Below are 18,056 nucleotides of genomic sequence, written 5' to 3' on the forward strand. Positions count from 1 at the left end.
CACAGCCAGCGTAGTGTATATTTGGCACATGCACTGGAAAATGAAGCGCAGTATTCAGTTCATCATGGCGCACCTGCCATTTGGCGAGCACTTGAATCACATCGCCCAAAAGGCGGCAGGCTCCTTCTCGCCAGAGGCGCAGTTGTGGTCACTGGTCGCGCAGGCGGGCTACCTTCGGGCGCTTGACGAGCGCCACCCGCTCGAGGGTGCTACGGTCGTCGAGATCGGCCCGGGTTGGCAGGGCCTTGGAACCTTGCTGCTGCATTTGTTCGGCGCGGCAAAGATCATCGCTTTCGATCATCAACCGCACTTCCGCCGCCGACTGTTCGACAGCCTTGTTGAAACCGCTGAGGCCAGTATAGAAGCGCTCTCCAATGCGTCCGGCATCGATCGTGCCGCGTTGGCCCGCCGCCTTGGCGACTTCCCCGATCTGGACTACCGCGCCCCCGGCGATGCCGCAGTTACCGGACTGCCCGATGCCAGCATTGACCTCGTGTATTCCTATGGCGTTCTGGAACATATCGACCGGCCCGACCTTGAAGCTATCGCCCGAGAGACGGCACGTATCCTCAAGCCCACCGGACGCGCGGCCCACAACATCGGCTTGCACGATCACTTCGCCAGCGCGGGTCTTGGCAATGGAGTGAACTTCCTGCGCTACTCCAAGCGACGCTGGAACTTCTGGAACCGCAACGCCATCCTCAATCACAACCGGATGCGATTGCCCGACTATTTCGAACTCTTTGCGGACGCAGGCCTTTGTCCAGTTTGGAGCCAGCGGGAGTTGCGATCTGAAAATCTGGAAGCGCTGAGATCGCTTCGCATTCATTCCGACTTCCGACACTTCGGCGTGGAAGATCTGGCGGCCTCACACCTCTATATCGATCTGTCGAGCAATGGCGCGAACGAAACTAATTTGATCTGAGCAATATGGGCTTGGTGTAACCCCCGAGGCGCCAATACAGTCTTGCAGAGGCCGCCAATCACCAGATCATGTACCCCGGACATGATTGATTCCCCTGAAACTGGTGGGCGATGACAGGCTCGAACTGCCGACCCTCTCGGTGTAAACGAGATGCTCTACCAACTGAGCTAATCGCCCTACTGCATCGCAGCAGAGCGCCCACATAGCGCGCGAGGGTTCAAAATCAATTGCCAATCGTGCGGGCGGGGGTAGGGACACGGCCATGACGAAGCGGCTCACTGTCCTCGCCACCGGCGGCACTATCGCAGGGATCGCGGGATCGGCGATCGCCAAGGACTACACCTCGGGCCAGATTTCGATTGAAGAATATCTTGAACAGGTCGGCGGGCTGGGCCTCGCGGCGGAACTGTCCGGCACGCAAATCGCCAACATCGATTCGGCAGATATCGGCCCGGAGGTTTGGGGGCCCCTGCATGCGGCAATCGTCGATGCGCTGGCGGACGAAACGTGCGACGGGGTGATCGTGACGCACGGCACCGACACGCTGGAAGAGACGGCGTTCCTGCTCGACCTCACGCTGCCTGCGACCAAGCCGGTCGTGCTGGTCGGCGCGATGCGGCCCGCCGATGCGGTGGGTTACGACGGGCTCAGGAACTTTGCCAACGCCGTAAACGTCGCGGGCGACGACGATGCGGCGGGGCGCGGTGTGCTCGTGGTCATGGGCGACCGCGTGTTTGGCGCGCGCGACGTCCGCAAGATGCGCACCCGCGGCACCGATGCTTTTCGCGGCTTTCCGCGCGAGTCGGTCGGGCTGGTGAGCCCGTCCTCCCTCGAATGGTTCGGCGCGCCGTGGCGGCACGGGGACAAGGCGCATTTCGGCTGGTACGATGATCTGCCCGAGGTCGCGATTATCTACGCGCATGCAGGGCTGACGGCCGCACAGGCTGTGCGACAGATCGGCTCTGATATACGCGGCGTCGTGATCGCGGGTGTTGGCGAGGGCAATATGCCGGAGACGGTTCGGCAGATTTTGGTCGCCAAATGCGCGCAGGGCCTTGCCGTCGTCCGCGCCAGTCGCGCCGATGAAGGGCTGGTCGACCGCGAGCCGGAAGACGATGCCAACGGTTTCGTTGCCGCGCGCGCGCTCAATCCGCAAAAGGCCCGGATCCTGCTGCAATTACTGCTCGCAGAGGGTGTGTCGGACCCTGCCGCGATCCAGCGTGCATTCGATGGAAGCTAGGCGAAACACCCCCAAACGTTCGCCCTCAGCCTGTCGAAGGGCTGTCCTTCTTCTGCACGGCATCTCCAAAAGAAGTGCAGTGCTTCGACAGGCTCAGCACGAACGGGTCGTGAGGCAGAGTTGCTCGGCTCAACTCCAGGGCGTGACGAGGTATTTCTCGCCGGTTTTCATTGCGCGATAGTCCAGCACCGCATCCTTGGTCAGCATCTCTTCCAGATTGACCTTGCGCTTGTAGCTGCTGGCGAAGGTGGTGGTGAGGTTGTCCAGCACGCGCTGGCGCATCCGCATCATCGTTTCCATGCCCGCCTGCTGCAAGAACGGCGTCAGCAGCCAGCCCGACAGCGTCCAGCCGAAGCCGTAGCTCGGCGTCAGGATCGTCGGGCCCATATCGAGCCGGCCATAGATGAACATGCGTTTTTGCTGGTTCGAGCCATAGCGCGAATATTCGGTCATCTTGCTGACCGCGACCTGTTCCATCGCCTTGAAGACATTGTCGGTCGCCTTGCCGCCGCCGATCGGATCGAAACCGTAAAAGGCGTCGGTCGCATCGATCGCTTTGCGCAACTGGTCCATGAAATCGTCGTCGGAGGAATTGACGACATATTTCGCGCCGAGGCCCTTGAGCAAGTCGACATGTTCGGCTTTGCGGACGATGTTGACCAGCTCGAGCCCGTCTTCCTGGCAGATCTTGACCAACATCTGGCCGAGGTTGGAAGCGGCGGCGGTGTGGACCATCGCCTTGGCGCCATCCATCTTGGCATTTTCGGCAAAGCCCAGCGCGGTCATCGGGTTGACGAAGGCGCTCGCGCCATCTTCCGCCGAGTGATCGCCCAGCGGCAGGCACATGGCCGCATCGGCGAGGCAATACTGACTGTAGGCACTGCCCGGCACGCAGGCGACACGCTGGCCGTCCAGGGCCTTGGCCATGTCGCTGTCGCCCGTTGCGACGACCGTGCCTGCGCCTTCGTTGCCCGCCGGCAGCTTCTGTCCGTGGCGCGCCTTGGAGCCGGAATTGAACGGCTCGGGCATGTTCGCAACATATTTTCCGGCGGTGTATTCTGCATTCTCGAGGTCAGCCGCGCCCGTCAGGATCGCGAGGTCCGACGGGTTGATCGGCGCCGCCTCCATCTTGACCAGGACCTGGTTGCCCTTGGGCTCGGGCACCGTCACTTCCTCGATCTCGACCGTGAGCGTACCGTCCGCTTCCAGGGTGGTGAATAGCTGTTTGCCGGTGGTGCTCATCGGGTCGTCTCCTCGGGTGTGTTTCTTATCGGGGGTATTCTGCGGCCACGAAGTAGAGGCCATGGGGCGGGGCATTCAACCCCAAACGCTGTCTGTCGCGGGCAAGCAAAGCTTCCTCGACCTCTTCCTCGCGCCACGTGCCCTGTCCGACCAGCTTGAGACAGCCGACCATCGAGCGGACCTGGTGATGGAGGAAACTGCGTGCTTCGGCATGAACCCGTATCTCGTCCCCGTCGCGTTCGACTTCGAGCCGGTCGAGCGATTTGACCGGGTCCTTCGCTTGGCACTGGGTCGAGCGGAACGTCGTGAAATCATGCGTACCGACCAGCAATTGCGCCGCGCGCTGCATGGCTTCGTGATCGAGCTGTTGCGGCACCTGCCAGGCGCGTTTCCTGTCGATCGTCAGCGGCGCGCGGCGGTTGATGATGCGATAGACATAACTGCGCCCGATGCAAGCAAAGCGCGCATGCCAATCTTCGGGCATTATCTCGCAATTCGTTACAGCTATGGGGTGGGGCCGGAGGTGCGCATTCAGCCCGCCCATCAGGCGGAACGGCGTCAGGTCAGTTTCGGCATCGAAATGGCTACGCATGCCGAGGGCATGGACACCGGTATCGGTGCGCCCGGCGCTGTGGAGCGTTATATCCTGATTGAGCGTGGCCCGCGCCGCTTCTTCGACGGCTTGTTGCACGCTCGGCCCATGCTTCTGGCGCTGCAGGCCCATGAACGGCGTGCCGTCGAATTCGAGGGTTAGCGCGAAGCGGGTCATGGCACGCCCCCTAGCCGTTCGTGTCGAGCATAGTCGAGACACCTATGCCAACGGCATCTCGACTGCGAACTGCGTTCTCCGCTCGATACGAACGGATCAGGATAGAACGGTGCCCTTGGCCACCGCCTTGCCGCGCAGGAAATCGTCCAGGTCCATGGCTGGCTTCCCGGCGCGCTGGAGGCGGAGCGGACGGATCGCATCGGTACCGCAGGCGATGGTGAACTGATCGTCAAGTACCTCACCCGCTGCGCCCTCGTCCCCCGCCATCTCTGCGCGCAAGAGCTTCACCCGCTCGCCCTCGATCTCGCACCATGCTCCGGGAAACGGGGCGAGCCCGTGGATGTGCCGCACCACCTCTTCGGCCGGTTTCGCCCAGTCGATCCGCGCCTCGGCCTTGTCGATCTTGGGCGCATATGTCGCTTCCGCGTTGTCCTGCGCGATAGGCACATGCTTGTCGAGTTCGCGCAAGGTCTGGACCATCAGGTTTGCGCCGAGTTCGGCCAGTTCCTCTGTCAATTCGCCAGTCGTCTTGTCGTTGATAGGTGTGCGGATCGTCGCCAGCATCGGCCCAGTATCGAGCCCCGCTTCCATCTGCATGATCGTGACCCCGGTCACCGCATCACCCGCCATGATCGCGCGGTGGATCGGCGCCGCCCCGCGCCAGCGCGGCAGGATCGAGGCGTGGACATTGAGACAACCGTGCTTAGGCGCGTCAAGGATCGGCTGCGGCAGGATCAAACCATAGGCAGCGACCACTGCGACGTCCGCATTTATCGCAGCAAAGGCTTCCTGCTCGTCGGCCTTTTTCAGCGATGTGGGCGAGCGGACTTCGATCCCTAGTTCTTCCGCCGCTTTCTGGACGGGCGAGGGCTGCAGCTTCTTGCCCCGACCCGCTGGACGCGGCGGCTGGGTATAGGCCGCAACCACCTCATGCCCCGCCGCGTGCAGCGCGCGCAGGGTCGGCACGGCGAAGTCCGGAGTTCCCATGAAGATTGTGCGCAACTTGCCTATTCCGTTCGCCCTGAGCCTGTCGAAGGGCTGTCCATACTTTCAGCGAGGGAAAAAGAAAGAGCAGGGCTTCGACAAGCTTAGCCCGAACGGTTAGTTGGACCCCATGGCATCGCAAGAGATCGAACAGCTCGCTTCCACGCTGGCCCGGCTGCCCGGCCTCGGTCCGCGCTCGGCGCGGCGGGCGGTGCTGTGGCTGGTCAAGAAGCGCGACACCGCACTGCCTGCGTTGCTCGAAGCGCTGGAAGGCGTGCAGGACCGGCTGGTCGAATGCGACACCTGCGGCAATGTCGATACGCAGAACCCCTGCGGCATCTGTGCCGATCCGCGCCGCGACCGGAAATCGATCTGCGTGGTCGAGGACGTCGCCGACCTGTGGGCGCTCGACCGCGCGAGGCTCTTCACCGGGCGCTACCACGTGCTGGGCGGCAAGCTCTCCGCGCTCGACGGCGTGCGCCCCGAAGATCTCAATATCGCAAATCTTCTTGGCAGGGTCGAGGAAGGCGGCATCGACGAGGTCGTGTTGGCGATGAATGCCACGCTCGAAGGTCAGACGACCAGCCATTATATCGCCGAGCGGCTGGAAGAGTTTCCCGTGCGGATCACCCAGCTGGCCCATGGCCTGCCGGTCGGCGGCGAGCTGGATTACCTGGATGAGGGTACGCTGGCGCAAGCGCTCAGGGCACGTCGTCCTGTCCAGTAATGCCGCTGAGGGCGCGGTGGCCGTTTGGCTAGGCGGTCACTCTGATCGGAAAGGCTGGCTTGCAGCCCGCCGCCCCAGCGCCTAAATTACGCGCATGGCTATTCGTGAAATCCTGGAAGTGCCGGATCCCCGGCTCAAGACCGTGTCCGAACCTGTCCAGCCGGACGAGTTCAACGACGATCTCAAGCAGCTGGTCGATGACATGTTCGAAACGATGTATGCCGCGCCCGGCATCGGCTTGGCCGCAATCCAGGTCGGCGTGCCAAAGCGGGTGCTGGTGATCGACCTGCAGGAGCCCGACATGGATGCCGAGCCCGAGGAATGCGGCCATGACCACGGCGACGGGGAAGGCGCGCACAAGCATTATCCGGTCAAGAACGACCCGCGCATCTTCATCAACCCGGAAATCATTGATCCGAACGAGGAACTGAGCACCTATCAGGAAGGCTGCCTCTCGGTCCCTGAGATATACGCCGACGTCGACCGGCCGAAGACCTGCACGGTCAAGTACCAGGACCTCACCGGAAAGACGCACCAGGAAGACCTCGACGGCCTGCTGGCGACCTGCCTGCAGCATGAGATGGATCACTTGGAGGGCATCCTCTTCATCGACCACCTCAGCCGGTTGAAGAAGCAGATGGCGCTGAAGAAACTCAAGAAGATGCGCCAAGCCGCCTGAGCGGTCGCGAGTTTCGACAGCATCAAAAAGCCCCGCTTTTAAGCGGGGCTTTTCTTTCCAGGCTTTGTGGCGGTCTTATTCGCCGCGCTGTTCCATGCCGTTCAGGGCCTTGAGGCAATCGTCGGCGCATTCGCGGCACATGCGCGCACAGCGGCGGCAGTGGTCGTTGTCATGCTTCTCGCATTCGTCGATGCACGCCTCGCACGCGGCGATGCAGGTGCGCAGCATGGCTTCGATAATACCGACATTGCCCGCCGTCCGGCGCGACGCGACGCGATAGGTGGCGGTGCAAATATCCGAGCAATCCATGCATTTGCGGATGCACGCGCGCATATCGCCTTCCTCCGCGCTGCAGGCATCGGCGCACGAATTGCAGATCGCCGCGCAGTACATCGCATGTTTCACCGCTTCGCCCAACGCTTCGTTCCAGTCGGCCCCGACCTGCGGATGTTCCCTGATCATTTCCTTGATCGACATGATGAAATCTCCTTCATGAAGGGAGCGCATGGATCGGTGGAATGGTTCCGGCGGGCGGCTTGGCTTGCACGTGCGTTCCGACTATGTTCCGCCGATGGATCCCGCACTTCTCATAATCCTCACTCTTGTCCTCGGTCTCGCGATCGGAGGAGGGATCGGCTGGTACGTCGGTTCGCGTCCTGTCGCCGACTTGCGTGCGCGCTTCGATGAGCGCGACGCCGAGGCGAAGAAATATGCCGACGACGTGGCGAGGATGGCGCCGGAGCTTGCGACCATGTCCGACCGGGCCAGGCGGGCCGACGCATTGGCCGAGACGCTGGACCACACCCGCGAAGAGTTGACCGCGCTGAAAGCCCAGGCAGCGGGTTTTGCGGAGCAGAAGCGCCTGCTGGAGGAAAGCCGCGAGAAGCTGCTCAAGGAGTTCGAGAACACCGGCGCGCAGGTGCTGGGCAAGGCGCAGGAGGCGTTTCTCGCCCGCGCCAACGAGCGCTTCGGCCACTCGGAGAAGGCCAGTGCGGAGAAACTCGCCGCGCTGCTCAAGCCGGTCGACGAGCGATTGAAGAAATACGAGGAGCAGGTCGAGACGCTGGAAAACCAGCGCAAGGATGCGTTCGGCCAGTTGCACGGTCTGATCGAAAACATGCAGCGCGGGCAGGAAGAGGTTCGGCGCGAAGCGCAGCGGCTCGGCAATTCGCTGACCAACGCGCCCAAGGCGCGCGGACGCTGGGGGGAGCGGGCGTTGCAGAACGTGCTCGAGCAGTGCGGCTTGGCCGAGCATACGGACTTCCACCTCGAACAGTCGATGGACACCGAGAGCGGTCGCCTGCGCCCCGATGCCATCGTCAACGTACCCGGGCAGAAGAAGCTGGTGATCGATGCGAAGGTTTCGCTCAACGCCTATCAGGAAGCGTTCGAGGCCGATGACGACGACGCCCGCAAGCGGCACCTCGACCTGCACGCGAAATCCATGCGCAACCATGTCCAGACGCTCGGCTCGAAAGGGTATCAGAACCAGTTCGAGGAAGCGCCGGATTACGTGGTGATGTTCGTTCCGGGCGAACATTTCGTCGCCGCTGCACTCGAACACGATCCCGAATTGTGGGATTTCGCCTTCCACAACAAAGTGCTGCTGGCGACGCCGACCAACCTTGTCGCTATTGCGCGAACCGTCGCGCAGGTGTGGCGGCAGGACAAGATGGCGGCTGAGGCTCAGGAAATCGGTCGCATGGGTGCGGAGCTCTACGACCGTCTGCGCGTTGCGGGCGAACATATGAAGCGCGTCGGCGGCGGGCTCGAAACGGCCGTTGCGAACTACAACAAGTTCGTCGGGAGTTTCGAACGCAATGTCCTCACCTCCGGCCGACGCATGGCCGAGAAAGGTCTCGAGATCGGCAAGGAAATCGAAGAGGTCCCGCTGGTCGAAGGCGCACCGCGCTACACGGATGACGACCTTCTGACCGACGGGAGCGAGGAAGCTGCCGAGTAACGCGATGGGCCACCATAGTGGCGGTTTTCCTCGCGCTGGCTGCACCAGCGCAGGCCTGACATCTCTATCCGCGCAACGAATGGTTTGGCCATGGCGGGGCGGATGGCGAATGGCAGGTCACGGTCTTAATCGGCGGCGATCGACTGTAAACCGCCGATCCACCGCCCGCAGTTGCGGCAATATCGAGCGCGCTAACATAGTATAATGCGCGCTTTCGTGCAGTCGCTATCACTGGCCTCACTGGAGGCAGGCATGGCCGACTATTCGCTCAGATGTTCCGGATCGCAAGACATTGGTGCCGAGGAAATCCACTTCTCGGCCCTCTCTTTCGACGGAGCGCTCAATCTCGCCAAGAAGCACCTGAACGGGCGCCAGGCGGTGTTGCTGGAGGACGGGCGGCCGATCTGCAGCATGCAAATGGTATCGGAAACGGGTGCATGGCTCATCGGTCGACCACCCCTTGATAACGGGTCGTGATCGCTTGAATCGAACTTGGCAGCGATCTTGCGCAGAAGGTCGCTGCCACCACTTTGCAATACGAATGAGGCTTCGCCTGCCTACTTCTTGAAGAGGCGGGCGCGGGTCTCGCCCTGCCGGCTGCCCCACCTGCCGGCAGGGCACTTTCCCTGCAAAGCAGTGATCGCGTTTTTTCTCATTTGTGGTCTTCCTCGAACCACTCGAGGTCCAGATCGTCGTACCGGTCGCGAAACTGGCCCATCTCGGCGAGCTTGCCAGGGTCGAGAAGCTGCACCCTGCCATTGTCTCGATGGATCAGACCGGCGCGATCGAACGAGCGCATCAGCCGGTTGACCTGGACATCCGTGAGGCCGATCGCATCGCCAATCTGGGCCTGGGTCAGGCCGAGATCGAAACGATCGGGCGGCTCCAGAAAGGTGAGGTTGTGGCGCGAACTGATTTCCAGCAACAGCGACGCAAGGCGAGCCCGCCCGCGCGTTCGCCCGATCGAGACCAGCCGGTCGTTCAGGATCGCGTTCTCGAGCGCAGCGAAAGTGTAGAAGATTGCGGCCACGCGCGGCATGTTGACGAAGGCATCCACCAGCTTGCGCCGCGAGAAATGGTATAGCACCGCTTCCGAATTGACCGTGATGGTCTGGGTCGATTTATGGAACGGGATATTCGCAGTCCCGACGATATCTCCGGAGAAATAGAGCCTGGTGATGGCACGCGCGCCACTCGGAAGGTCCTGCGACGCGAAAAGGCGGCCGCGTTCGACGATCCACAATCTGTCCGGCGCTTCGAATTCGTCTGTGGAAAGCCTCGTGCCCCGTGCATACTCGCGGGTCTCGGTCGCGAGACTGGAAAACACTTTGCGGTCTTCGGGCAGCAATTGAGTCACGCGGCCATATTTCGCGAGCAAATCCTGCATTTCGTCCCCATCCACCCTAAAAAAACGGTCCTAGTGCTAAGCGCCGTTTCGGCTTTTTGGCAAGACCGGCGCTTAGGAGGCCGGGTTCTCGAAGGTGTCCAGGACTTCGTAAGCCAATACCGCTCCGGCGACGGCCGCGTTGAGGCTGTCGGCGCGCCCGCGCATCGGCATGGTCACCCGCAAGTCGCAGGCCGTTTCGTAATTTTCGGGCAGCCCTTGCGACTCGTTGCCGACGAGAATGAAACACGGGGCGGCGTAGGCGGCGCCGCGATAGGGCACGGCATCGCGCAGGGACGCGGCGACCAATTGTCCGTCACCGCTGCGGAGCCACAGCAGGAAATCGTCCCAGCGGGCTTGGGCGATCTGCTGGGTAAACACCGCACCCATGCTGGCGCGCACGGCTTCGACGCTGAAAGGATCGACGCAATCATCCAGCAGGATAAGCCCGCCAGCCCCCACGGCATCGCCGGTGCGCAGCATGGTGCCGAGGTTGCCAGGATCGCGCAGAGCCTGCGCTACCAGCCAGATCGGTGCGCTCTGGCGGTCCAGCGCCGACAGCGAAGTGTTCCACTCCGCGAATACGCCTGCGACCGCTTGCGGGTTGGACTTGCCGGTGATCTTGGCGAGTATCTCGTCGGAGGTTTCGATGACCTCGCCGCCCGCGCCCGTGACCGCTTCTTCCAGCGCCGTGAGGAGCGGGTGCGGATCGCGCCGTTCGGCCATCACCAGCATCTCCGGCACCCGGTCGCATTCGCGCGCATCGGTTAGCAACCGCAACCCTTCGGCGAGGAACTTGCGCTCGCGCTTGCGGTGCTTCTTCTCGCGCAGCGAACGGAGATACTTGACCGTCGGGTTGGAAAAGCCGGTGATCTGCCGGCGGGTCACGGCGCTACTCCTCGCCGAAACCGTCTTCGACCAGTGTGCAAAGCTCTTCCAGCACCTGGTCCCGGCCGTCGCCGGCGACGATGATCTCGATCGTGTCGCCCTTGGCCGCGCCAAGCATCATGAGGCCGAGGATCGATCCCCCGACGGCTTCGTTGCCGCCCTTCGCCACCTTGACCTGCACGTTATCGGGCAGTTCGGCCACCGCGCCGACGAACTTGGCGCTGGCGCGGGCGTGCAGGCCGCGCTGGTTGACGATAACGACTTCGCGCCGCACTTCGCTCATGAGGCTTTCTTGGCCGGCGGCGCTTCGTTCTGGCCCAGGAATTCGGAAGCGACGGTGATGTAGTTGCGCCCGGCTTCCCGTGCGGCGGCCACCGCATCGACGACATCCATCGTCTTGCGCGCGCCGGCGAGACGGATCAGCATGGGCAGGTTGATCCCCGCGATCACCTCGATGCGGCCCGTTTCCAGCAGCGAAATCGCCAGGTTGGAAGGGGTTCCGCCGAACAGGTCGGTCAGGATGATCACGCCGTTGCCCGAATCGACATCGTCGATCGCCGTGGCGATTTCCGCGCGACGCTGCTCGGCGTCGTCGCTCGGGCCGATGCATACCGTCGCCACCGCGCCCTGGTGCCCGACGACATGCTCCATCGCGGCCACGAACTGCTCGGCCAGCTGGCCGTGGGTCACCAGAATGAGTCCAATCATGGGTGAACTATGCGCTCGCTCGTGTTGCCCTGCATGGCGTTGCGGCCCTCCTGCGCGTCAGTTGCGGCCCTGCGGCCCTTCGAACTGATCGGCAGCCCGCGACGCCAGGTTGCGATGCACGACAGTGGGCGAAAATCCCGCCTCGCGCAAGGCCTGCGCCATGGTCTCGGCAGTGAACACCGAGCGGTGTCTCCCGCCGGTACAACCGAAGGCGACATGGACATACGCCTTTCCCTGGGCGCGGTAACGCGGGAGCAGCGCCAGGATCAGGTCGCGCATGCGCTGGAAGATTTCGTCGAAGTCGCCCCGCGCGGTGATATATTCGCCCACGGCGGGGTCGAGCCCGGTCTGCTCGCGCAGGTTCGCGACCCAGTGCGGGTTGTCGAGGAAGCGCATGTCGAAAACGAGGTCCGCCAGCGGCGGCATCCCGCGCGCGAAGCCGAAGCTGCTGACCGTGACCGATTGCGATGCCGGATCGTCGTGGTGGAACTGCTCGCGGATCAGCTGCTGCAATTCGTTGGCGGCCAGTTCGCTGGTGTCGATTACGGCCTCCGCCCAGCGCCGCAACGGCTCCATAACTTCGCGTTCGGCACGAATACCTTCGAGCGCAGTGCGTCCGCGCGCCATCGGGTGGTGCCGCCGGGTCTCGTTGAAACGCCGCTCGAGCTCCTCGCTGGTGCAGTCGAGGAAGAGCGTCGTCAGCGTCAGGTCGTCGCGCTGGACCAGCCGCTTGCACAATTCGATGATCTCGTTGGGGACGAAGCCACGGGTGCGCGAGTCGAAGCCGACAGCGAGCGGTGCGGGATTGTCGCTCGACAGAACTTCGCCGATCATCGGTTCGAGCAGCCGGATCGGGAAATTGTCGAGCGTTTCCCAACCCAGGTCCTCCAGCACGCGCAGGCTGGTGGACTTGCCGGCACCCGACATTCCAGTGACTAGCAAGACATCGAGGCGACCGGACATGTTCTTCTTCCGACTCGTGTTGAGGCAGCTGCATCTAGGCGCTTTTGCCGCCAGGCGCATAGGGACTTTGTGCCGGGTCAGCCGGCAACGTCGATGCCATGCAATCGCAAGGCATATTCGGCCCGGATCGCGTCGGCGGCATGGGCCGAGGCGAAGGCGATCCGCGGGATGGGCACGCTGCCCAGTGTCTCGCTCTCCGCCCCCTCGATGTAGCGCGGGGCGTCAGGGTCGAGGCGCAGGAGAAGGGCGACAGGCGCTTCGACACACGGCAGGTGCACGATACCGACATTGCGGATTTCGATCCTGCCGGCGATGTTCGGCGGGGGCGTCGCGAAGAGCCGGGTGCCGCGCCGTTCCAGTCTCACCCCGTCGTCCCCCACGAGGCTGGCACCGCGATCGATTAGCGCGAGGGCCAGCGAGGTCTTGCCCGCCCCCGGTGGCCCTTCGATAAGGACAGCCCGGCCGCCGATGGCGACGCAGCTCGCCTGGTAGAGCATCAGGGCGCACCGGTTGAACTGGTCCGCGCTTCGGGCAGCGACAGCGTGAGGCAGGCGCCCTGTTGCCCGTCGGGCCGATCGTCTGCGAGCAGGGAGCCGCCGTGCGCTTCGGCGATGGTCCGCGCAATGGCGAGGCCCAGCCCGCTGTGGTTGCCGAAGTCCTCGGCCTCGGGCCGGACGGAATGAAAGCGGTCGAAGATCTTCCCGCGCTCCGCTTCCGGTATGCCGGGGCCATGGTCGCAGATCGACAGGCTGACGCAGCCGTCCTGCACACTCATGCCGATCTGGATCGTCCCATCCTCCGGAGAGAACGAGACCGCATTATCGAGCAGATTGTCGATCACGCGCTCGAGGCGCACCGGCACGCCCATCACGCGGGCCGCGCGGGCCGGCGGGTCGAAGTTGATCGTGCGCCCGGCGTTCAGGGCGCGGCTTTCCCGGCTCGCGAGGATATTGCCGACCAGCGCGGCCATATCCACCCGCTCGAAGGTTGCGCGCGAAATTTCCGCATCGACCCGGCTGGCGTCGGATATCTCCGTCACCAGGCGATCGATCCGGCGCACGTCATGCGTCGCGATGTCAAGCAATTGCGAGCGCAGCTCCGGGTCCTCGACCTTTGACAATGACTCGGTCGCACTGCGCAGGCTGGCCAGCGGGTTCTTGATCTCGTGCGCGACATCGGCGGCGAAATGTTCGACCGCATCGATGCGCTGGCGCAGTGCGTCGGTCATATCCGAGATGGCCCGCGCAAGCATGCCGATCTCGTCGCGACGGTGCGGCAGGCGCGGCACTTCCACATCGCGCTCGCGCCCGAGCCGGACGCGCTGGGCCGATTGCGAGAGGATTTGCAGCGGTTTGACGATGGTCCGCGCGAGGAACAGCGACAGCAGCGTCGATGCAAGGAGGGCGAAGCCGACGCCGATCAGCAGCGAGGTACGTGCCGAGCGCACCGCCTCGGTAATGTCTACCGCATTGCGCGTGGTCAGTAGCGTCGCCCCGTTGAGCCCGACCGGCGCTGCGGCGGTGATCACCGGAGTGCCATCGACCCAGTCATAGAGCGTGATCTGGCTGAGGCCCTGTTCGCGTGCGCGGACGACTTCGGGCCAGGCATCGGCCCGCTGCGATTCGGGCTCGATATAGTCGGTGACCGGTTCGGCGCTGACAATCGTGTCGATGGCCCGGTCGATCCAGCGCGCAAATCGCTGTTCCCACGTGTCGTCGGAAATATCATCGAACGCGAAGCCCGGTTCGTCGAGCGCGAAGCTGTCAGCCCACAATTGCCCCTCGGCATCGAACATCCGCAGCCGCATGCGCTGCTCCTTGCCGATCTGGACCAGCAGGGCCTCCTGCCGCTCGCGCGTTGCGCCGGCGAGTGCTTCGGCGGTGATCTGCGCTTCGATGCGGGCAAGCTTGTAGCGCTCGTCGAGCAATTGCGCACGGTAGCTGTCGAGATAGAAAATGCCGCCACCGAGCACCGCGAGCGGCAGGATATTGACCAGCAGGATGCGGGCGGTCAGCGATATCCGGTCGAGCACGCTCATGCGCTCGAGAGGGCGGACGATGTCGGTGGCGAAGCGCCGTTCAGCCATCTGAGAAACTGTATCCCGCGCCGTAAAGCGTTTCGATCGCCCCGAACTCCCTGTCGACGCTGCGGAACTTGCGCCGCATGCGCTTGATGTGGCTGTCGACCGTGCGATCGTCGACATAGACCTCGTCAGGGTAGGCCGCGTCCATCAACTGGTTGCGGCTCTTGATAACGCCGGGACGTGCCGCCAGCGCCTCCAGAATCAGGAATTCCGTGACCGTCAGCGAGACGGGTTTGCCATCCCACGTGACCTGGTGGCGGGCCGGGTCGACCGTTAGCCGCCCGCGCGCGTAGGTTTCGCCGACTTCGCTTTCGCCGGGTGCAGTGCCGACGCTTTCGCCCTCTTCCAGCCCGCTGCGGCGCAGGATCGCGCGGATGCGGGCAAGCAGCAGTCGGAGGCTGAAGGGCTTCGAGATATAATCGTCGGCGCCCATTTCGAGCCCGGCTTCCTCGTCCCGCTCGTCGTCCTTGCTGGTGAGGAAGATGACCGGCAGTTCGGAATGCTCGCGCAGGCGGCGCAGCAATTCCATTCCGTCCATGCGCGGCATCTTGATATCGAAGACACCGAGGTCGGGCGGGTTCTCCAGCAGCGCCTTCAGCGCTGTATCGCCTTCGGAATAGACGCGCGTGTCGTAGCCCTCGGATTGCAGCGCGATGGACACGGTGGTGAGAATATTGCGATCGTCATCGACCAGCGCAATGATGCGCCGCTTGGTCGCAGTGTCCACCGATGCCTCTGCCTGTTCCGCCATACCGTATCTCCGCCAGTCAGCGCCTGTTGCCGGTCTGACTAGCGCGCGGGATGTGGAGAGACAACATGTCCTCGCAGGCTTGCCTTGCGTTGTCGCAACGCCCTGTGGGAAGGTTTGACGGAATCGGGCGGTTTGTATATGCGCGGTTTAGCAGACCATGCATAGGTATGCACCGAGGCTCCCGGCCTCGCACGAGACCCCCACGTCTTACGGTTTATCAGGAGCTTACGAGCGTGACCGCTTTGTCTACCAGTCTTGCCGATCAGGGCATTTCGACCAATGCCACGATCCATCCCAACCTCGGCACCGCGCAGCTCGTCGAGCATGCCATCGACAACGGCGAAGGCCGCCTGTCGAAATATGGCAGCCTGGTGGTGGAAACGGGCAAGCACACCGGCCGCAGCGCGAAAGACAAGTTCATTGTCCGCGATAGCGAAACCGAAGATACCGTGTGGTGGGACAACAATGCTTCGATCGATCCAGAGCATTTCGCCGCGCTGAAGGAAGATTTCCTCAAGGCCGTGGCCGAAAAGGACACGCTCTACGTCGCCGACCTGTTCGGCGGTTCGCAGCCCGAGCACCGCGTGAAGGTGCGCGTGATCAACGAATTCGCATGGCACAATCTGTTTATCCGCACGCTATTGTGCCGCCCGATGGCAAGCGAGCTGGACGGGTTCGCGCCGGAATACACCATCATCGACCTGCCGAGCTTCCAGGCCGATCCGGAGCGCCACGGTACGCGCAGCGAGACCGTGATCGCCGTCAATCTCAGCGAGAAGCTGATCCTGATCGGCGGCACCAAATATGCCGGCGAGATGAAGAAAAGCGTCTTCGGCATTCTCAATTACCTGCTGCCGGCCAAGGGCGTGATGCCGATGCATTGCAGCGCGAATATCGGCCCCGATGGCAAAACAGCGGTTTTCTTCGGTCTTTCCGGCACCGGCAAGACCACGCTTTCCGCCGATGCCAGCCGCACGCTGATCGGCGACGACGAGCACGGCTGGTCTGATACGGCGGTCTTCAATTTCGAAGGCGGCTGCTACGCCAAGATGATCCGCCTCAGCGAAGAGGCCGAGCCGGAAATCTACGCCACCACGCGCATGTTCGGCACGGTGCTGGAAAACGTTGTGATGGACGAGGAAACCCGCGAGCTCGATTTCGACGACAATACGCTCGCCGAAAACACCCGCGGCGCCTATCCGATCGACTATATCCCGAACACCAGCGAGGAAAACCTCGGCCCGGTGCCGAGCAATGTCGTGATGCTGACCGCCGATGCCTTCGGCGTGTTGCCTCCGATCGCTCGGCTGACGCCCGACCAGGCGATGTATCACTTCCTTTCCGGCTACACCGCCAAGGTCGCCGGGACCGAGATCGGCGTGACCGAGCCGGAAGCCACCTTCAGCACCTGCTTCGGCGCACCGTTCATGCCGCGCCATCCGAGCGTTTACGGTAACCTCCTGAAAGAACGCATCGCCAAGGGCGGGGTGCAGTGCTGGCTGCTCAACACCGGCTGGACCGGCGGCAAGTACGGCGTTGGCAACCGCATGCCGATCAAGGCCACCCGCGCGCTGCTCAATGCCGCGCTCGATGGCAAGATGGACGATGTCGAGTTCCGCAAGGACCCGAACTTCGGCTTCGACGTGCCGGTCAGCGTTCCGGCGCTTGCAGAAGCCGGCATCGACCAGACGATCCTCGATCCGCGCAGCACCTGGGCGGACAAGGAAGAATACGACGCGACTGCGCAGAAGCTGGTGCAGCTGTTCGTCGACAATTTCGAGCCGTTCGCGGCGCATGTCGATGAAGGCGTCCGGCAGGCGGCGCCGAGCAGCGAGCCGCAGGCCGCCTAGAGCCGCGCTTTCCCAGTTGGAGAGGAGGGCCCCGCACTGCGATCATATGCGGGCGGGGCCTTTTTTCGCAGGTGGAGCGTTCGGTGGCCGAAGCGGTCGCTATCTGCGGTCAACCGATTAACCCATTGAAACTTTATAGCCTTCGGCACGTTGATGAGGTTGACCCGATAAAAAAACAAACCGGAGTTTTATCAATGAAAATAAAGAACGCATTTCTGTCGCTCGGAGCTGTCGCTCTGGCCGCAAGCCCCGTCGTCGCGCAAACCCTGCCGACAAGCGCCCCCATCGAAGGCGAGAGCGAAGTCGGCGGCTCGGGTGCCGGCATTGCTATCGGTTTCGGCCTCGCATTGCTGGTGGCCACTTTCTTCATCTCCGAGAGCATGGACAATGATGACGATCCGGTCAGCCCCTGACCAGAAGCTCTGATCGGCATTCCTGATCGGCTTGGCCCCGCTCGAAAGAGCGGGGCTTCGCATTTCTGGCAAAGTGATTTACCGTCAGCCCCTTGATCCACCTTCAGGAAGGGACGCGCAAATATGGGATTGTTCAACTCCATTCTCGGTCAGGCCAGCGACTATGCCGACGTCGCCAATATGGCGGAAAAACTCGGCATCGATCCTGAGGTCGCGGAAAAGGCGATCGCTGCGCTTGGCCAGTCCCACGGCGAACCAGGCGATACGGTCGAAGGGGCGGCGGCAAAGACCGGGCTCGATACCGGGGTGCTCAGCCGGATCGTCGATCAGATCGGCGGCGAGGGATCGCTCGGCCAGTATGCCGACGAGTTGAAAAAGAATCCGCAGGCAGCCGGCATTCTCGACATGCTCGACCGCGACGGTGACGGCAATCCGCTCAACGATGTGTTGGGAATGGCCAAGGGCTTGTTCGGCAAGAAGTAGCCTG

The 18,056-nt window shown here is 63.0% G+C and carries 21 protein-coding genes and 1 tRNA gene; 9 read left to right on the plus strand and 13 right to left on the minus strand.

Translation table 11 applies throughout. From position 1 onward, the window contains the following. Window positions 1–28 precede the first annotated feature (28 nt). Window positions 29–925, plus strand: coding sequence for a class I SAM-dependent methyltransferase (locus EL2594_RS02015; RefSeq protein WP_041684975.1), 897 nt, complete (start codon window positions 29–31; stop codon window positions 923–925). A 101-nt stretch (window positions 926–1,026) separates the two neighbouring features. Here EL2594_RS02015 and EL2594_RS02020 read toward each other — a convergent pair. Next, window positions 1,027–1,102: transfer RNA gene (locus tag EL2594_RS02020), tRNA-Val, on the minus strand. Between the two features lie 85 nt (window positions 1,103–1,187). On the opposite strand from EL2594_RS02020, the gene EL2594_RS02025 reads away from it, so the two are divergent. Further along, entirely contained in the window at window positions 1,188–2,165 is a 978-nt protein-coding gene (locus tag EL2594_RS02025; RefSeq protein WP_011413378.1) for an asparaginase, read from the plus strand. 129 nt (window positions 2,166–2,294) lie between these two features. Here the strand turns inward: EL2594_RS02025 and EL2594_RS02030 are convergent, their stop codons facing one another. From EL2594_RS02030 to fmt, 3 genes are all read right to left on the minus strand, one after another. Continuing rightward, window positions 2,295–3,407 carry a zinc-binding dehydrogenase gene (locus tag EL2594_RS02030; protein WP_011413379.1) on the minus strand — a complete coding sequence of 371 codons (1,113 nt, stop codon included), beginning with the start codon at window positions 3,405–3,407 and terminating at the stop codon, window positions 2,295–2,297. Window positions 3,408–3,432: 25 nt separating this feature from the next. After that, window positions 3,433–4,176: a tRNA pseudouridine(38-40) synthase TruA gene (truA, locus tag EL2594_RS02035; RefSeq protein WP_011413380.1), complete on the minus strand. Its 744-nt coding sequence runs from the start codon at window positions 4,174–4,176 to the stop codon at window positions 3,433–3,435. Window positions 4,177–4,272: 96 nt separating this feature from the next. Continuing rightward, window positions 4,273–5,178 carry a methionyl-tRNA formyltransferase gene (fmt, locus tag EL2594_RS02040; protein ID WP_041684977.1) on the minus strand — a complete coding sequence of 302 codons (906 nt, stop codon included), beginning with the start codon at window positions 5,176–5,178 and terminating at the stop codon, window positions 4,273–4,275. 112 nt (window positions 5,179–5,290) lie between these two features. On the opposite strand from fmt, the gene recR reads away from it, so the two are divergent. Next, complete coding sequence (gene recR / locus EL2594_RS02045) at window positions 5,291–5,887, plus strand: recombination mediator RecR (protein ID WP_011413383.1); 597 nt, start codon at window positions 5,291–5,293, stop codon at window positions 5,885–5,887. A gap of 94 nt (window positions 5,888–5,981) precedes the next feature. Beyond that, entirely contained in the window at window positions 5,982–6,566 is a 585-nt protein-coding gene (gene def / locus EL2594_RS02050; RefSeq protein ID WP_011413384.1) for a peptide deformylase, read from the plus strand. Between the two features lie 75 nt (window positions 6,567–6,641). Here def and EL2594_RS02055 read toward each other — a convergent pair whose 3' ends face one another. Next, window positions 6,642–7,043, minus strand: coding sequence for a four-helix bundle copper-binding protein (locus tag EL2594_RS02055; protein ID WP_041684979.1), 402 nt, complete (start codon window positions 7,041–7,043; stop codon window positions 6,642–6,644). A gap of 94 nt (window positions 7,044–7,137) precedes the next feature. Here EL2594_RS02055 and EL2594_RS02060 point away from each other — a divergent pair, with 94 nt between their 5' ends. After that, window positions 7,138–8,529, plus strand: a complete 1,392-nt coding sequence (locus tag EL2594_RS02060; RefSeq protein WP_041685559.1) for a DNA recombination protein RmuC — start codon at window positions 7,138–7,140, stop codon at window positions 8,527–8,529. A 252-nt stretch (window positions 8,530–8,781) separates the two neighbouring features. Beyond that, window positions 8,782–9,006, plus strand: a complete 225-nt coding sequence (locus tag EL2594_RS02065; protein ID WP_155805927.1) for a hypothetical protein — start codon at window positions 8,782–8,784, stop codon at window positions 9,004–9,006. Window positions 9,007–9,181: 175 nt separating this feature from the next. Here EL2594_RS02065 and EL2594_RS02070 read toward each other — a convergent pair whose 3' ends face one another. From EL2594_RS02070 to EL2594_RS02105, 8 genes are all read right to left on the minus strand, one after another. Beyond that, the gene (locus EL2594_RS02070) at window positions 9,182–9,916 is read right to left on the minus strand and encodes a Crp/Fnr family transcriptional regulator (protein ID WP_011413388.1); all 735 of its coding nucleotides are present in this window, start codon (window positions 9,914–9,916) and stop codon (window positions 9,182–9,184) included. A 72-nt stretch (window positions 9,917–9,988) separates the two neighbouring features. After that, window positions 9,989–10,801 (minus strand): TrmH family RNA methyltransferase, encoded by an 813-nt coding sequence (locus EL2594_RS02075; RefSeq protein ID WP_011413389.1) that lies wholly within the window; start codon window positions 10,799–10,801, stop codon window positions 9,989–9,991. Window positions 10,802–10,805: 4 nt separating this feature from the next. Further along, on the minus strand, window positions 10,806–11,084 hold the full coding sequence (locus EL2594_RS02080) for an HPr family phosphocarrier protein (RefSeq protein ID WP_011413390.1): 279 nt from the start codon (window positions 11,082–11,084) through the stop codon (window positions 10,806–10,808). Then, window positions 11,081–11,509 (minus strand): PTS sugar transporter subunit IIA, encoded by a 429-nt coding sequence (locus EL2594_RS02085; RefSeq protein ID WP_011413391.1) that lies wholly within the window; start codon window positions 11,507–11,509, stop codon window positions 11,081–11,083. Before EL2594_RS02085 ends, EL2594_RS02080 begins: the two co-directional genes overlap by 4 nt. 57 nt (window positions 11,510–11,566) lie before the next feature. Then, entirely contained in the window at window positions 11,567–12,472 is a 906-nt protein-coding gene (rapZ, locus tag EL2594_RS02090; protein ID WP_011413392.1) for an RNase adapter RapZ, read from the minus strand. A 77-nt stretch (window positions 12,473–12,549) separates the two neighbouring features. Further along, window positions 12,550–12,969: an HPr kinase/phosphorylase gene (locus tag EL2594_RS02095; protein WP_011413393.1), complete on the minus strand. Its 420-nt coding sequence runs from the start codon at window positions 12,967–12,969 to the stop codon at window positions 12,550–12,552. Further along, on the minus strand, window positions 12,969–14,558 hold the full coding sequence (locus EL2594_RS02100; RefSeq protein ID WP_011413394.1) for a sensor histidine kinase: 1,590 nt from the start codon (window positions 14,556–14,558) through the stop codon (window positions 12,969–12,971). The genes EL2594_RS02095 and EL2594_RS02100 overlap by 1 nt, the downstream gene beginning before the upstream one ends. Then, the gene (locus EL2594_RS02105; protein ID WP_011413395.1) at window positions 14,551–15,306 is read right to left on the minus strand and encodes a response regulator transcription factor; all 756 of its coding nucleotides are present in this window, start codon (window positions 15,304–15,306) and stop codon (window positions 14,551–14,553) included. Before EL2594_RS02105 ends, EL2594_RS02100 begins: the two co-directional genes overlap by 8 nt. Window positions 15,307–15,539: 233 nt before the next feature. Between EL2594_RS02105 and EL2594_RS02110 the strand changes: the two genes are divergently transcribed. The 3 genes from EL2594_RS02110 to EL2594_RS02120 all read left to right on the plus strand — a co-directional run bounded on the left by EL2594_RS02110 (window position 15,540) and on the right by EL2594_RS02120 (window position 18,052). After that, the gene (locus EL2594_RS02110; RefSeq protein ID WP_011413396.1) at window positions 15,540–17,156 is read left to right on the plus strand and encodes a phosphoenolpyruvate carboxykinase; all 1,617 of its coding nucleotides are present in this window, start codon (window positions 15,540–15,542) and stop codon (window positions 17,154–17,156) included. A 194-nt stretch (window positions 17,157–17,350) separates the two neighbouring features. Beyond that, on the plus strand, window positions 17,351–17,569 hold the full coding sequence (locus EL2594_RS02115; RefSeq protein ID WP_011413397.1) for a hypothetical protein: 219 nt from the start codon (window positions 17,351–17,353) through the stop codon (window positions 17,567–17,569). 123 nt (window positions 17,570–17,692) lie between these two features. After that, the gene (locus EL2594_RS02120; RefSeq protein WP_011413398.1) at window positions 17,693–18,052 is read left to right on the plus strand and encodes a hypothetical protein; all 360 of its coding nucleotides are present in this window, start codon (window positions 17,693–17,695) and stop codon (window positions 18,050–18,052) included. Window positions 18,053–18,056: the final 4 nt, after the last annotated feature.

It is taken from the genome of Erythrobacter litoralis HTCC2594 (assembly GCF_000013005.1).
Lineage (GTDB): Bacteria > Pseudomonadota > Alphaproteobacteria > Sphingomonadales > Sphingomonadaceae > Parerythrobacter > Parerythrobacter litoralis_A.

What these genes read in the sequence shown, in the direction of transcription:
- EL2594_RS02115 (WP_011413397.1), top strand. Translation starts at nt 17,351, where the DNA reads ATGAAAATAAAGAACGCATTTCTGTCGCTCGGAGCTGTCGCTCTGGCC.
- EL2594_RS02120 (WP_011413398.1), top strand. Translation starts at nt 17,693, where the DNA reads ATGGGATTGTTCAACTCCATTCTCGGTCAGGCCAGCGACTATGCCGAC.
- def (WP_011413384.1), top strand. Translation starts at nt 5,982, where the DNA reads ATGGCTATTCGTGAAATCCTGGAAGTGCCGGATCCCCGGCTCAAGACC.
- EL2594_RS02025 (WP_011413378.1), top strand. Translation starts at nt 1,188, where the DNA reads ATGACGAAGCGGCTCACTGTCCTCGCCACCGGCGGCACTATCGCAGGG.
- EL2594_RS02095 (WP_011413393.1), bottom strand. Translation starts at nt 12,969, where the DNA reads ATGCTCTACCAGGCGAGCTGCGTCGCCATCGGCGGCCGGGCTGTCCTT.
- rapZ (WP_011413392.1), bottom strand. Translation starts at nt 12,472, where the DNA reads ATGTCCGGTCGCCTCGATGTCTTGCTAGTCACTGGAATGTCGGGTGCC.
- EL2594_RS02085 (WP_011413391.1), bottom strand. Translation starts at nt 11,509, where the DNA reads ATGATTGGACTCATTCTGGTGACCCACGGCCAGCTGGCCGAGCAGTTC.
- EL2594_RS02065 (WP_155805927.1), top strand. Translation starts at nt 8,782, where the DNA reads ATGGCCGACTATTCGCTCAGATGTTCCGGATCGCAAGACATTGGTGCC.
- EL2594_RS02055 (WP_041684979.1), bottom strand. Translation starts at nt 7,043, where the DNA reads ATGTCGATCAAGGAAATGATCAGGGAACATCCGCAGGTCGGGGCCGAC.
- EL2594_RS02080 (WP_011413390.1), bottom strand. Translation starts at nt 11,084, where the DNA reads ATGAGCGAAGTGCGGCGCGAAGTCGTTATCGTCAACCAGCGCGGCCTG.
- EL2594_RS02060 (WP_041685559.1), top strand. Translation starts at nt 7,138, where the DNA reads ATGGATCCCGCACTTCTCATAATCCTCACTCTTGTCCTCGGTCTCGCG.
- EL2594_RS02015 (WP_041684975.1), top strand. Translation starts at nt 29, where the DNA reads ATGCACTGGAAAATGAAGCGCAGTATTCAGTTCATCATGGCGCACCTG.
- EL2594_RS02030 (WP_011413379.1), bottom strand. Translation starts at nt 3,407, where the DNA reads ATGAGCACCACCGGCAAACAGCTATTCACCACCCTGGAAGCGGACGGT.
- EL2594_RS02105 (WP_011413395.1), bottom strand. Translation starts at nt 15,306, where the DNA reads ATGGCGGAACAGGCAGAGGCATCGGTGGACACTGCGACCAAGCGGCGC.
- EL2594_RS02070 (WP_011413388.1), bottom strand. Translation starts at nt 9,916, where the DNA reads ATGCAGGATTTGCTCGCGAAATATGGCCGCGTGACTCAATTGCTGCCC.
- recR (WP_011413383.1), top strand. Translation starts at nt 5,291, where the DNA reads ATGGCATCGCAAGAGATCGAACAGCTCGCTTCCACGCTGGCCCGGCTG.
- truA (WP_011413380.1), bottom strand. Translation starts at nt 4,176, where the DNA reads ATGACCCGCTTCGCGCTAACCCTCGAATTCGACGGCACGCCGTTCATG.
- EL2594_RS02100 (WP_011413394.1), bottom strand. Translation starts at nt 14,558, where the DNA reads ATGGCTGAACGGCGCTTCGCCACCGACATCGTCCGCCCTCTCGAGCGC.